Annotated in this window: 13 protein-coding genes and 1 riboswitch; of the genes, 2 read left to right on the top strand and 11 right to left on the bottom strand. The window is 38.4% G+C overall.

Annotated features, from left to right (window positions below):
- Window positions 1-82: 82 nt before the first annotated feature.
- The 4 genes from HNQ94_RS08530 to HNQ94_RS08515 form a co-directional block, all read right to left on the bottom strand.
- Window positions 83-979 carry a CpsD/CapB family tyrosine-protein kinase gene (locus HNQ94_RS08530; RefSeq protein ID WP_174495609.1) on the bottom strand — a complete coding sequence of 299 codons (897 nt, stop codon included), beginning with the start codon at window positions 977-979 and terminating at the stop codon, window positions 83-85.
- Window positions 976-1,713 carry a YveK family protein gene (locus HNQ94_RS08525; protein ID WP_174495610.1) on the bottom strand — a complete coding sequence of 246 codons (738 nt, stop codon included), beginning with the start codon at window positions 1,711-1,713 and terminating at the stop codon, window positions 976-978. Before HNQ94_RS08525 ends, HNQ94_RS08530 begins: the two co-directional genes overlap by 4 nt.
- Before the next feature lie 120 nt (window positions 1,714-1,833).
- Window positions 1,834-3,321, bottom strand: a complete 1,488-nt coding sequence (locus HNQ94_RS08520; protein WP_174495611.1) for a lipopolysaccharide biosynthesis protein — start codon at window positions 3,319-3,321, stop codon at window positions 1,834-1,836.
- Window positions 3,321-4,271 carry a GNAT family N-acetyltransferase gene (locus HNQ94_RS08515; RefSeq protein ID WP_174495612.1) on the bottom strand — a complete coding sequence of 317 codons (951 nt, stop codon included), beginning with the start codon at window positions 4,269-4,271 and terminating at the stop codon, window positions 3,321-3,323. The genes HNQ94_RS08520 and HNQ94_RS08515 overlap by 1 nt, the downstream gene beginning before the upstream one ends.
- Before the next feature lie 175 nt (window positions 4,272-4,446).
- On the opposite strand from HNQ94_RS08515, the gene HNQ94_RS08510 reads away from it, so the two are divergent.
- Together HNQ94_RS08510 and HNQ94_RS08505 are read left to right on the top strand one after the other, a co-directional pair.
- A complete protein-coding gene (locus HNQ94_RS08510) occupies window positions 4,447-5,982 on the top strand; it encodes a sugar transferase (RefSeq protein WP_246199966.1) in 1,536 nt (511 codons plus the stop codon).
- Complete coding sequence (locus HNQ94_RS08505; RefSeq protein WP_174495614.1) at window positions 5,979-6,647, top strand: PIG-L deacetylase family protein; 669 nt, start codon at window positions 5,979-5,981, stop codon at window positions 6,645-6,647. Before HNQ94_RS08510 ends, HNQ94_RS08505 begins: the two co-directional genes overlap by 4 nt.
- A gap of 78 nt (window positions 6,648-6,725) precedes the next feature.
- On the opposite strand, the gene HNQ94_RS08500 is transcribed toward HNQ94_RS08505, so the two are convergent.
- From HNQ94_RS08500 to HNQ94_RS08470, 7 genes are all read right to left on the bottom strand, one after another.
- On the bottom strand, window positions 6,726-7,097 hold the full coding sequence (locus tag HNQ94_RS08500) for a hypothetical protein (protein ID WP_174495615.1): 372 nt from the start codon (window positions 7,095-7,097) through the stop codon (window positions 6,726-6,728).
- A gap of 277 nt (window positions 7,098-7,374) precedes the next feature.
- The gene (locus HNQ94_RS08495; protein WP_174495616.1) at window positions 7,375-8,322 is read right to left on the bottom strand and encodes an ATP-grasp domain-containing protein; all 948 of its coding nucleotides are present in this window, start codon (window positions 8,320-8,322) and stop codon (window positions 7,375-7,377) included.
- A gap of 15 nt (window positions 8,323-8,337) precedes the next feature.
- Window positions 8,338-9,393, bottom strand: coding sequence for an LLM class flavin-dependent oxidoreductase (locus HNQ94_RS08490; RefSeq protein WP_174495617.1), 1,056 nt, complete (start codon window positions 9,391-9,393; stop codon window positions 8,338-8,340).
- A 99-nt stretch (window positions 9,394-9,492) separates the two neighbouring features.
- A riboswitch (SAM riboswitch) is annotated at window positions 9,493-9,600 on the bottom strand.
- Between the two features lie 103 nt (window positions 9,601-9,703).
- Complete coding sequence (locus tag HNQ94_RS08485; RefSeq protein WP_174495618.1) at window positions 9,704-11,146, bottom strand: amidase; 1,443 nt, start codon at window positions 11,144-11,146, stop codon at window positions 9,704-9,706.
- An 82-nt stretch (window positions 11,147-11,228) separates the two neighbouring features.
- On the bottom strand, window positions 11,229-11,759 hold the full coding sequence (locus tag HNQ94_RS08480) for a chromate transporter (protein WP_174495619.1): 531 nt from the start codon (window positions 11,757-11,759) through the stop codon (window positions 11,229-11,231).
- Complete coding sequence (locus tag HNQ94_RS08475; RefSeq protein ID WP_174495620.1) at window positions 11,756-12,319, bottom strand: chromate transporter; 564 nt, start codon at window positions 12,317-12,319, stop codon at window positions 11,756-11,758. The genes HNQ94_RS08480 and HNQ94_RS08475 overlap by 4 nt, the downstream gene beginning before the upstream one ends.
- Window positions 12,320-12,352: 33 nt before the next feature.
- Entirely contained in the window at window positions 12,353-13,981 is a 1,629-nt protein-coding gene (locus HNQ94_RS08470) for a gamma-glutamyltransferase family protein (RefSeq protein WP_174495621.1), read from the bottom strand.
- Window positions 13,982-14,010 lie beyond the last annotated feature (29 nt).

Raw genomic sequence — 14,010 nt, 5'->3', positions numbered from 1 at the left:
CATCGGGCTAGTATTAGGCGGCCCAAGAGACATTTTCTTAACTTTACGGAAAAAACCGCCATATGTAATGACGGTTTTTTTCCTATTTTTCTTCTTCTGTTTGATTAGTACCTTCAAGAAGGTCTTCGAGGGACTCTACTGATTCTTCATCCCTAACATCACCTCGTTTTGGTTCCTCGTTTTCGTCGTCCCCATGGTCGGTTGGCGTTTCGATTACCTTTTTAGCTTTAGATTTTGAAAATAATGCTTTTAATCTATTTTTCTTTGTTCCTTTTTTCGGTCTCGTGCTAATAGAAAGCTTTTCCCCAATCAAGCTGAAAATGTAAAAATCTCCTTCTATAAACTTATTCATAACGGTACCAATAATGGGAGGTTTATTTTCTTTCAACTGGGAAACAACTGTCTGCAGTCTCTTTTTCTTCACTTTCCCGTATTCCACAACGAGAAGGACACCATCCGCTACAGATGATAGTACCTCTAACTCAAGGCCGTATTCGGCAGATGGACCATCAATAAGAACTAAGTCATAGGTGGACAGCACGTTATTCATAAGGAGCTGAAAATTCTCTGATGAAAGCAATTGCAACGTTTTCATTAATGAATATTGTTTTGAACCAGATGTGAGTATAGATACGCCTTCATAAGATGTATCTTTTATAAAAGTAGAGAAACCTACAGATGTCTCTTTTTCTAGTAGGTTCATAAGTCCTTGATCATTTGGGAGGCCAAACACATCATGTAACATTGGAGCTTCCAAATTAGCGTCAATAAGTAACACTTTTTTTTGCGTCATTGCATACATCAAAGCTAAATTGGTTGCAATTGTCGTCTTTCCCTCTCTAGCATTAGCGGAAGTAATAACAATAGTCTTTGATTGATCATACCCTTTTTGGTTTTTCAAACTACCAAAAAGCTTGCTGTACGCTTGCATCATATCAGATGAAGTTTTAAAGTCAGAGATTAGTGGTCTATCGCTCATTCTTTATCCCCCCATTCTTCTTTTAAGGCACTATTCATAACGTCTTTTTTTCTACATCTTGGGATGATTGCTAAATTTTCTAATCCATACTCCCTCTTCAGTTCATCTTCCGTTTTGATTTTGTCTCCCATTATTTCCTTGAACGTTAAACTCCCAAATGTAATAAAAAAAGACAAGATAAACATGATAATGACAATGAAAAAATAGTTTGGAAATACAGGTGCGATATCAAAATTACGCTCTTGAGGGCTTTCTAAAACGACAATGTGATTAAACTTGGAGATGTTTGGAATTTCCACCTTTACAACTTCCAGTAATTGATTAACGATTTGTTCTGCTCTTTGTATCGATTGATCTTGTACTTTAATATTCATAAGGGGTGTTTCACTAACAATCGTTATTTCAATGTTCTCTTTTAATTCTTTGACCGTTAAATCATATTCAGGAAGTTCTTCTAAAACTTTTTCTAACACTACTGTCGTCTTGATCATTTCTTTATAAGTGTTCATTAGTTGTACACTTAATTCAATGGAATCTAAATCCACATCTTCAGCTTCCTCCGCTGTAGTAACATAAAGCTTTGCACTAGTCTCATATATTGGTGTAAGAAACCAATAACAAATAAGGACAGCAAACAAACAACTACTCACAACGACTCCCATAATAAAAAATTTCCATTTATATAAAATTCTAAAAAGAAATTTTAAATCTAACTCTTTTGATTCTTCCGACATACCAATTCCCCATTTCCGAAAGATTGCTACTAAATATATATAGTAAACCTCGATTGAGATGGTGCTTGTCTATAGGTTCTTCTTCCATACGAATAGGCGGTAACTTATGAATTTAATAAGCTATCGCCTAGACTGATTTTTTATAAATTGTTTAATGGCAATGGTACATAGAAAAAATAAAACAACATACGCTACGAGCATCACAATCGCGTAAAAAAGGACAGCATAAATAGGCGGTAGGTTTAAGAAGGATGCCAGTAAAAGTCCCGAAACTACAAAAATGACTCGAACGATATCCCATACAAGTTCCCAATCCTGCTTTTGTAAAACGTCGAGTGTAGACGATAATGGAGACATCGTTAATTGTGCAAGATACATAAGTGCTAATAGTTGCACATATTTACCTGCTTCCATCCATTGATCCCCAAACACAAGTTGGAACAACCATGGCCCACTAATGATAATAACAATCGTTGGAATTAAGCCTACTAAAAATAGATTTTTCGCAGTACGATAAAATAATGACTGATACCTTTTTGGGTGTTCTCTCGCAAATTTGGAGCCTTCCCCTAAAAATACTTGTGCAACAGCCGTCCCTATTAATCCCATTGGACCACCGACTACTCGTTGACCAAGTGCCCATAGACCAGCAACAGCAGTCCCATAGTTCATCGCAATAATTAATGGGGTAATTTGAAGAGATGCTCCATTTAGGAGGGCGGACCAAGTAGAAAAAAGTGGAAACCTACGATATTCTCTTGCTACTTCCCACATTTTTTTCGGTTTTATTTTGTGAAAATCTTGTTTATGTTTTCTCCAAATTAAAGAAGCGAACAACCCACTTCCACTCATCCTGCCAAGAGCATCACCTAGTAATAAGCCTATATTTCCTATTTTTAAAAACCCACAAATTAATTGAACAGCAATCTGAACAACACTTTGATTCATTTTTGTCATGGTCATCATGACATAAGCCTGTTGCCGTATTGCATATTGGTTAAGGGTTTGATAAATGCCAATTCCGAATATGCTTAGTCCAATTACCCATATATAGCTTGTTAGTTCTTCTGCTTGAAGCATCGAAAATAGAAGCTCACCTACCATCCATAACACAAAAGTAATAAAAAGAGTGATGAATAGGATTAGCGAAAGGGACAAAGTCAAAATATTTAATGCCTTATCGTCTTTTTTCGGGAGTGGAATAGCTAACGAATACCTAAAATCAACAATCTTAGAACAGATTGCTACGATAGAAATAAAAATAGTTAATAACCCAAAATCGTCTGGACTGTATAGCCTCGTTAAGACAGGCGAAAAAACTACTTGCAAGCCTTGTGCTGCGGCTGTTCCGCCAGCTATAACAATCACTTTACTTAAAAACTGACTGTTATTCCAAATCTGTTTTAGCTTAATGAATAGTTCTTTTGGCTTTGTAATGTTAGGTTCCTGTAACTGAGTCTGTAGCTGCTTTTCTTTTTCCTTTTTCCTTTGAATAAGCTGTCGTTTTAATTCTTTTTTTTGTAGAAGCAATAACTTTTGCTTTCTCCGGTAGCGTAGCTCCTTCTCAAGCTTTCTCTTTTCTAGTAATAGCTTCTTACGTTTGTTCATTACAAATCATCTACTATAAAATTTCTAAACTTAATGAGGAATGAGTTTGTTTTAGAAATGTTGAAATATGGTTTTTGAACTGCTCCGAAAGAACGGTTAAAGCTCTCAGCCCCCACCATCATACTTCCTTCAAAATCAAATTGTTTGTTCATCTGTGAAGTAAACTTAATTGCTTCCCACGTTAATAACGTCTTTGCCTGACTATTACGTAACTTGGGATCACTCCCTGACATTAAAAGATATACTGTTGTCTCATCCCATACGATATACAAAGCCGAATGAATTTGACCTTCAGCATCCTCTGCAAAAAAAATTTTGCGACAATCATGCTTCTTACAAGCATCATCAAGTCTCTTTAAATATTCTAGATCATAAGACATCTGGACACCTTGACGATCGAATGATTTTTTGTTTATATCAAAAAATTTTTCAATATCATTCTCTGTATAAACGTCCACTAATTTCTCTGCTTTTCTTATGCTATTTCTACACCTTTTTTTACAATTAGCATAAACCTTATCCAGATCTGATAAATCTTCTATGACATACGTATAACTAGTTGATTGTTTAAATCCTTTCCAGTAAAAAGGAAGCCAGTTCGTAAAGGAATGGTGAAATGACGTTTGAAAGTGATCATAATCAGGAAGTTTATCAATTAATGCGCTATATAACTCCATTTCATTGGATAGTTTTTTTTCATATTTTTCACCGTTTTGACGAATCCAAACATTTAGAAATGGAGTGAGCACAGGAATAGTTAACACCTTAAAAATGAATCCTCTTTTTTTTATTACATAAGGTAAGCTAGCAACAATTCCCCCACTTTTTTCAATTAATGCTACATCCCATTTTTCTTCACCCACTAGTGCGTCTAACCACCAATCCTTTGCAAAGATTGGTATCGTTGGTTCATTTTTGCATAATTCTCTATATTTTTCTTTCGCATTCAAGTCATCTCCTCCTTTATGACCCCATATTCCCTAACAGTACTACTACCTTATTCAAGGAAAGATAAAATGCCAAACGTTTTTAGGCTAATCAAGTTACGAATGTAGGAGAAGAAGAATATAGTTTTAGTGTGCAATTAATTAAACGAAATTCAAGGAAGGCAAATTGGTGATCATCATGAAAAGATTATTTGATATTCTTGTTTCTTGCATAGGCATTATCCTTTTCTTACCTTTTCTTCTACTGCTTAGCATACTGATTAAACTAGAAAGTCGAGGACAAATTCTATTCAAACAGGAACGAGTTGGACAGCATGCCCGTCGTTTTATGCTATATAAGTTACGTTCCATGTATACAGATAAAAGAATAGAAAAGGAATTTGATTTTTCTAAAGATGAGGAACGAATAACGAAAATTGGATCCTTCATTAGGCGAACCAAACTAGATGAAGTTCCACAATTGTTTAATGTATTAAAAGGTGACATGAGTATCGTAGGACCCAGACCAACGATACAAAACCAGGTCGATCAATATGTAGGGAATCAGTTTAAGAGGTTAACGATGAAGCCGGGCTTAACGGGGTTAGCTCAAATTAATGGGAATCGTTTGCTGACTTGGGATGAGAGAATAGAGTATGACTTACGTTATATGGAGGAGTATTCTTTTTTTCTTGATATGAAAATCATTAGTAAAACAATACTTGTCATTTTACTCGGTGAACAGAAGTTTTTAAGAACCGGGCAGAAAAAAAAGCAGAATAAGATAAACCTCATGTTTTTAGGTGCTACAAAAACATCTTATTCCGCTTTAGAAGCTTTAATAAATGCTGAAATACCAATAAAAGTATGCGCTTCCTTAAGAAAAGTTGGTAATGCCCCAACGGATTCTGAACGAAAAGGTAATCTAAAAGATTTAGCTCACGCAAATGGAATTCCATACTACGAGGTGGATAGTAATAATGATATTATCCATTTGCTACAAAACTATCAACCGGACGCTATTTTTGCGATCAGTTGGCCAAAAATAATTCGGAAAGACGTACTACAATATACTCCAATTGGTTGTGTCGGTTTTCATCCAACACCCTTACCTCTTAGACGAGGTGGAGCGCCATTAAACTGGCTGTTAATTGATGGGAAAACAGAAAGCAAATTGACACTTTTTAAAATGCGCGAAGGAATTGATGACGGACCAATTTTGCACCAAAAGACCTTTACAATGGATAAAGATGATTATATAGATGATGTACTCCAAAACATTTCCGAACCGGTTAAAGAACTAGTTGTAGAAGCCTATCAAAAGCTTCTCCTTAATAGAAACTGTTTTATTGAGCAGGACGAAGGTTTAGCGACGTATACGTGGAGAAGGACTCCTGAGGATGGTTTCATTCAGTGGGATGACTCGTCACACCGAATCTATAACTTTATTAGAGGTATTTCAAGACCTTTTCCAGGGGCGTTTTCCTATCTAGAAGGGGAAAAGCTTACCATTTGGAGAGCGGAGGAAGTTACTGGCTTGAAACTAAAGGCTAAAGAAAAGTCGGGTAAAATTTTATCACTTGTTCATGATGAGTTGATTATTGCCACCCGGGACTATTGCCTAAAAATTACGGAGTTCGAGTATAAAAAATCGCTTTATAGCAAGGAGAATAAAGATGAAATAGCAACATTTGTGCAATCACATAATGGGAAATGTTTGGAGGGAAAGGGATGAATGTTTTAGTCATCGCAACGCATGCGGATGATGAGGTGTTGGGTGTTGGCGGTACACTTGCACTCCACGCTCGAAATGGTGATCATATAACGGTTTGTACCGTGGCAGAGGCTGACCCAGAAAGAAAAAGCGAAACATATTTAGTTGAAAAAAGGAAGGACACATTAAAAGCACACGAAATATTAGGAGTGGATAATTCTATTTTTCTCGGCTATCACGCCACGAAATTGGATACTATTATGCACCGGGAACTAATTGCTGACCTCGAAAAAGTAGTAGAAAAAGTAGATCCTGATATGGTATATACCCATTATTGGGGAGATGTAAATAAAGAACATCGAGTTGTAACGGAGGCAATGCAAGTTGTTCTTCGACCGAAAGGGAAACGAAATAAAATAAAAGTGCTAAGTTATGAAGTGCTCTCGTCTACCGAATGGGGCATTTTTTTGGCTGACGAGATATTTAAACCAAATAGTTTTGTAGATATTACAACTACATTAGAGATAAAGAAAAAGGCATTGGAAGCGTACAAAACAGAAGAACATGCATTTCCACATCCACGGTCCATAGAGGCAATCGATGCAAGTGCAAAAAAATGGGGTTCGGTCGTAGGAATGATGGCTGCGGAACCTTTCATTGTGGTGAGAGAGACGATGCAAATTTAATAGAATGCTATCTTTAACGGAGGACTAGGTTGAAAAAGGGAACTATCTTTAACTAGTTCCCTTTTTCAACACGATAGTTTAGTTAATAATGACTAAAATTTGTAACGCGATAATGATTCCGAAAATAACAAACTGCGGAATGGTTACTTTCAATAATTCCATATGCTTCGTAAGGGTTACAATTAATACAGAAAGCACATTTAGTAGTACAATACCTACTGGAAAATAAGCCGCTATCCCTGTTAATGAAATTAATTCTAGGAAACTAAGAAAATAAATAATACCAATTGCAAATAACAATATTCCACCTTGAAGTGACATAACCCGATAGGAACCAATCAAAATCGTATCGTCGGTTACCTTTTTTAAAACATCTACCTGCATTCTTTCCCCATAAATGATATGTACGATACTCATAAAAATTAAAATGACACCTAATGCTAGTTCCACCTGCATCCTCCTACCAAACCTGTTTTATTCAAATATACCCAATCTTTACATAGATTGCTAGTACAAAAGCGCAAGCCTAAGGCAGTCATAAGGCAAGACCTGCCGTGGAGGTTTTTGCCACAGAAGGGATTGACTTATGTCCCGAGGGGGTAGGTGCTGGAGCTAGACGTGGCTCCCCCGTGCAACTAACTTATCCACAAGTCCGAAATTTTATAATTTCCTAAGCAACAATAAAAAAAGCAAGAGATGTAGTTGCACATCCCTTGCTTCACGTTGATTAGATATTTACTTTTTGTTTTTCTAATTGATCTTTAAGAAACTTCGCCATTTCTAACATGCCGTATTTTCCAGCTTTTGCTTCTGCATCACTGTTGTAATTTGTGTTTGTGTTGATATCATACGTATAAATTGTTCCGTCTTTATCCTTAATGAACTCAATACCAGCAACTTTAATGTCATTTGCAGCCAGTACTTGCTCATATTTTTCTAAGATAGGATCATAGAAATCCGGTACAATTTGGAATTTAGTCTGCTCCGCTGGCTCTTCCCCAACTGGACAAAATAGATCATCAATCGTACAAGCATCAGCAGGACAAAGTTCAAAACCTTCTGACGTATCTACTCGAACTGCATAAACAAATTTTCCTCCGATAAATTCGCAGCGTGTAATATACGATTCTGGTGATTCAATATATTCCTGTATTAACGTAATACCGTCCACTGGCTCTTCGAAGGTTTCCCCTTCTACATAATTACGTAACGCCTCAATCGATTGGAAAAGCTGTACACCAAGGCCTTTTCCTGCGCGGTTATGCTTCGTAATGAATTTTTCCCCTTTAAAAGCTTGAGCTGCTTCTAAAATTTGTTCCTTCCCAACAGCTGCAACTGTTTTCGGTGTTTTTACTCCGTATTTTTCTAATTCCAAATATTGAAGTACTTTACTTACTTCTAGTTGAAGCGCACGGCTTCCGTTAATTACGGTTCTGCCGTTACGTTCTAACCAAGCAAGGACTGCACTCGCAAGCTCTGGCGAATAACGGTGTCCCCTCGTATGCGAAGAGGCGCTCATTCTGTTGTAAAATACCCCTTGTGGAGGCTCAGCCATTAAATCAACTGTTCCGTTTTCTAAATGCCATTCCTCAAATGGAAGGTCTAGCTCTTTCAAACGTTTCGTTAAATGATCTGTCCACTCACTATTTTCATGAATCACATAAATTTTACTCACTAGTATCACCCTTTTTTAAATGTTAGTCGCTTTTGTACGTAACGCCGCTACTTTTGGCATTACGTCTTTTGAAAAACGTTCCATTTCTTCAAGCTGTGGAGAAAATTGTAGTAACAATAAATCAACACCAGCTTCTTCATATGCTAGTATACGCTCCGCAATTTGATCGGGTGTTCCTACTAAATTCGGGCGTAAGCCTCTATTTGAAACGGAATAATCTTGAAGCTGAATTTGCTGCTCAAGCTGTGACTTCGTCGTGAAATCCTTAAATCCAGCATATGCACTCGATTCTTTTACTTCCGTAATGCGTGCTAATTCTTGTTGTGCTTCCTCTTCTGTATCACGGCAAATAACGTAGGCAGCCATACCGAAGCTTTGAAGGCCTTCTTGACCTGTTGCTTCTCTTCGCACCTTCATGTCATTAATTTTCGTTTGTACCTCTTCCACCGTTCCACCGTGCATCACATACGCATCACATTGGGCAGTAATTACTTGCTTGCCTTTTTCACTCTCTCCTCCAGCATACAATACTGGATTTGGGCGTTGTACTGGTTTTGGATGAAGATGGGCATCTTTAATTTGATAAAACTTACCGTCGTAAGAGAACGTATCCTCAGCTGACCAAAGTCCTTTTAAAACGTCTAAAAATTCTGCTGTACGATCATATCGCTCATCATGTTCAGTAAATATACCATTGTATTGTTTTGCTTCTTCCGCCCACCAAGCAGAAACAACATTTAACGTAAAGCGACCGTTACTAATATTATCTATGTTTGCTGCCATTTTTGCTGTTACAGCAGGATTATGAAACCCTGGACGTACGGCAGTCATAATTTCAATTTTTTCTGTAACGGCTGCTAAAGCTGCTGCTGTAGACCAAGCTTCCAATGAATCACTTTCTGGTCCTTTTATATCGTTTAAGTATAACTCCGCAATTAGTGTCGTATCGTAACCCCACTTTTCAGCGGATTGTATAACTTTTTTTGCATAATCAAAAGTCGGTGGCATTTTTTCATCCTCTATATTACGAAGCCATCCGCCAAATATTGGTAACCAAAATCCGTATTTCATTTTCTCCACTCCTGTTCTCCCCTGTTTGTATGAACGCAGTAACTTAAAAAAACTCTCTTCGAATAAGAAGAGAGTTTAATCTACAATAGTAGGCTTCTCTTCTTATCTCACAAGCAAATCCGCTTGATGGAATTGGCACAGTATTCTTAAACGAACCCGCTGCCGAGGCTTCAAAGGGCCATGTCCCTCCACCTCTCTGGATAAGAAAATGATTATTTAATTGTTTAATGTGATAATAAAATAAAATACCAAGTATGTCAATTCATTAACTTGGATTTAGCAATGGAAATAAATTGCTAGATTTTTATACTTATTTTAGACGTTCAGCTAGTTTTAGTTGTAAGTTATCATATTGCATAGACCAAGGATTAGCTTGTTCCAATTGAGCTGCCAATTGCAGTAATAACCGGTCTTCTCCTAATCTACCCGTTACTTGCGTCCCAATTGGAATATCATTACTCGTCCAATATAATGGGACACTCATGGCAGGCTGACCTGTGACGTTCGCCATCTGGGTGAAGCTTACGATATTCGTCATCGTATCAAGCATATCATGGATCGGATTATCCCGATTACGTAAGGAGCCAATCGGAATCGGAATTTTATTTAAAACTGGTGTTATAAGGACATCATATTTTTCATGGAAGGCGTGTAATTTACGTGCTTCTGTTTGTAAAAACACCCTTGCTTCTTCATATTGTGATGCCGTTAACTTGTTTCCGAGCTCATAGACGTTATAGGAGAGCATTTCAAGGTTTTCTGGACTTGGCTCTTTCCCTACTAGTTGTGCTAAATGCTTAATGACAACTGATCCACTGGCTATCCACACCGTAATGAAGTGCTCTGCAAATTGATGAAAGTTAAATGCTGGAGCAGCAAATTCCACTTCATGCCCTAGTGCCTCTAGTAGTTTGGCTGTATGGTGTACAGCTTTCTTCGTTTCTTCATCGATAAAAACTTGTCCATTCCAGTCAGGAGTTACCCCAATCCGAAGTTTTTTCGGCTTGTTTTGCAGCGCACTACTGAAGGATTTTTCGTTAAGCAATCCCGGAAAACTATCAAAATTGCCACGTCCTTTTAGAACGTCGAGTATTGCTGCACTGTCTCGAACAGTTCGAGTCAATCCATTACTAATACTTAAATGATTCATATAATCGGAATATGGTAATTGTCCCCGGGATGGCTTTAATCCAAAAATCCCGTTGGCAGAAGCGGGAATTCTAATTGATCCTCCTCCGTCACTCCCTTGAGCAAATGGGATCATTCCTGCTGCAACAGCAGCTCCAGCACCTCCACTAGATCCTCCTGCTGACATTGCTTGGTTCCAAGGGTTTTTCGTTGGGCCAAACAATTCTGGATCTGTCGTCGGTAAAAAGCCAAATTCCGGTGAGTTCGTTTTACCGAGAATTATCATACCTGACGCTTCAAGACGGCGGACAATTTCATCATGCTCTTTTGCAACGTAGTCTTTAAGCAGTCGTGATCCGTTTGTAGCCGGATGTCCCTTGATGGAATTTAGCTCTTTAATAAGAGTTGGAACTCCTCCAAATGGACCTGATGCAGGAAATTGGGAGCTTGCATTTTCTAATGCTTCATCAAACATCGTATGGACGACCGCATTTACTATAGGGTTTAATGTTTTTATCTTTTCTATGTAATGTGCTGTAACTTCTCTAGATGTAAGCTGACCTTGATCCATCAATTGCTTAATTCCTATCCCATCTAGATTATTAAGCTCTTTCCATTCTGGCATATGTGTAGCCTCCAATCCGTACTATTACGTGATATCTTTGTATTTTAGAATGCTGGATAGAGCAAAGTTTCTAATCCATTCATCACCCTAAAAAAACAGCTCCATACCCTAAAGCACCAACAATGACGAATGCTGGATGCATTTTCCACCTTTCTAGTAATAGAAAGCTTACGATAATGAGAAATATCGTATGGTAAACACCAGCACCTTCATAAGAGCTAATAAAAAATCGAATCGTTATAATTCCGAGTAAAACAGCAATCGTTGGGCGAATGAACATTGTCATTCTTTTTACTTTTGGCGAATCCTTATACTTCATTAAAATTCGAAGTAAAATAATCATGAGCAACAGTGATGGAGCAACCGTTGCGAAAACACCGATAAATGCCCCTAACAATCCCCCTTGCTCAAAACCAATGTAGCCCGCCATTTTTGTTGCAATAGGACCTGGTAGGGCGTTCCCCATGGCAAGAACCTCACTGAACTCTTCTACAGTTAACCAACCATAACGTCTGACTACTTCATTTTCGACAAGGGGAATCGACGATGGGCCTCCACCATATCCGAGAATTCCTGGGATGAAGAAGGCTAGGAAAATTTGTAAAAAGATCATGTTGATTCCTCCACATCTTCAGCCTTTGCACTATCTTTTTTCATTAAAGCTGCTAGTAGTAGTAAAGCAATTATGATCCCAGGATGAACCCCTAGAAGCTCCATAAAAACATACGTTGCAGCAGCAAGGACAAATGTATACAACCAGCCTAAACCTTCCTTGGCCTTCGTCGTAAACTGCCACGTTAATACAGCTAGCATGACACCAACTACCGGAATCACAGCTTGAGTCATCCCTGCAACCCACTGCTTATCTTTAAATGATGCCAAAGATGTTAACAAGATAATCATGAGAATAATTGTCGGAACTATCGTTGCCAATACAGCATTGAGCATGCCAAAAACACCGGACACTCGGTAGCCAATATAACCAGCCATTTTTGTTGCAATTGGTCCAGGAAGTGTATTTGCTAATGCAAGCAAATCAGCAAAATCATTGTCATCCATCCACTTATATTTTTCGACGACCTCTTTATGTACGAGAGGAATGGATGAAGGTCCTCCCCCATACCCTAGAATCCCTACACGAAAAAAAGCTAAAAATAATTGAATTTGTTTCATGAATACTCAACCTTTTCTACAATCTATCTTACATTACCACGTAGCTATTGTTCCGTCGGTCCTGTGTTCGGTTCCTCCGAATAACACGCCTGTTTCAGGATCCCGCCAGATAATTTGCCCTCGACCGAATTCCCCAATTTCTAATTCGATTTTTATATCATGTCCTCGACGTTTTAACGCTTCTGCAACATGATGAGGGAATGATGGTTCCACCAATACTGTTTTCCCTTCTATCCATTGCCACCTTGGAGCATCGAGAGCAGCTTGAGGATTCAGTTGGAAATCAATTGTGTTCATGATCACTTGCAAGTGCCCTTGCGGTTGCATAAAACCACCCATGACGCCGAATGGACCAATTGCTTCCTTATCTTTCGTTACGAAGCCAGGAATAATCGTGTGATACGTTCGTTTGTTTCCTGCTAGTCGATTTTCATGTGATTTATCTAAGCTAAAGTTTTTTCCGCGATTTTGTAAATTTATACCCGTACCAGGGACAACTAAACCACTACCGAAATCTAAATAATTGCTTTGGATAAAGGATACCATGTTACCTTCCCCATCAGCCGTGGCCAAATAAACAGTACCGCCTTTTGGCGGAGTACCCGCTTCTGGCCACATCGCTTCCTGAGTAATGAGGGCTCGCCGTTGTTCCGCATACCTGTCCCCTAAAAGATCATCTACGGAAACGGTCATCTTCCCTTTTTCGGTTATGTATTTTTTTCCGTCAGAAAACGAAAGTTTCATGGCTTCCATTTGTTTGTGGTATGTCTCGACAGACTCTTTTTTATCAAAAGTAAATCCCTTCAATATGTTAAGTGCTTGAAGCGCAATTAACCCTTGTCCATTTGGAGGAATTTCCCATACATCATACCCCCGGTAGTTCACGCTTATCGGTGTCACCCACTCAGGATAATAGAAAGCTAAGTCGCTTTTGGATAAAAACCCATCATACTTTTTCGAAAAAGCAGCAATCTTATCTGCAATTTCTCCACGGTAAAAGCTTTCTCCATTTGTCTTTGCAATAGCTTTCAACGTTTCTGCGTGACCTTTTGAGGACCATACCTCCCCAATTCTAGGAGCTCTTCCATTTGGAGCAAAGGTATCAAACCATGTCGAGAACTGTTCATCAGTTAGTAGCTTTTTAAATTTTTCATAAGCAACCCTCCACGCCTTACCAAGAGTCGCAGAAACAGGATAACCATTTTCTGCATAGTCGATTGCTGGCTCTAGAACCTCTTTCAGGGAAAGCTTACCGAATTTTTCAGATAAAGCAGCCCATGCTCCAGGGGCACCTGGAACCGTAACTGGTATCCAACCATGATTTGGAATTGCTTCAAACCCTTTTTCTTTTACTGCGTCGATGGAAATACTATGAGGTGACGGACCACTTGCATTTAACCCATGTAGCTTTCCTTTTGTCCAAACAAGCGCGAATGCATCTCCACCAATTCCATTTGAAGTAGGTTCAACTACTGTTAAGGCTGCAGCTGTTGCAATCGCTGCATCAATGGCATTTCCACCTTTTTTCAAAATATGTAGCCCTGCTTGTGCAGCTAGTGGCTGGGATGTAGCAACCATCCCACGATTGGCGATGGTTGTTTGGCGACGGGAAGCATATGGATGGTATAACGTATCAAAGGTTAACAATGATGAACACCTCATTTTTTCATAATGTATTAATCATATCATTC

The sequence above is a fragment of the Salirhabdus euzebyi genome (assembly GCF_014207435.1).
GTDB lineage: Bacteria > Bacillota > Bacilli > Bacillales > Alkalibacillaceae > Salirhabdus > Salirhabdus euzebyi.
This window is presented reverse-complemented; position numbering and strand designations above follow the sequence as displayed.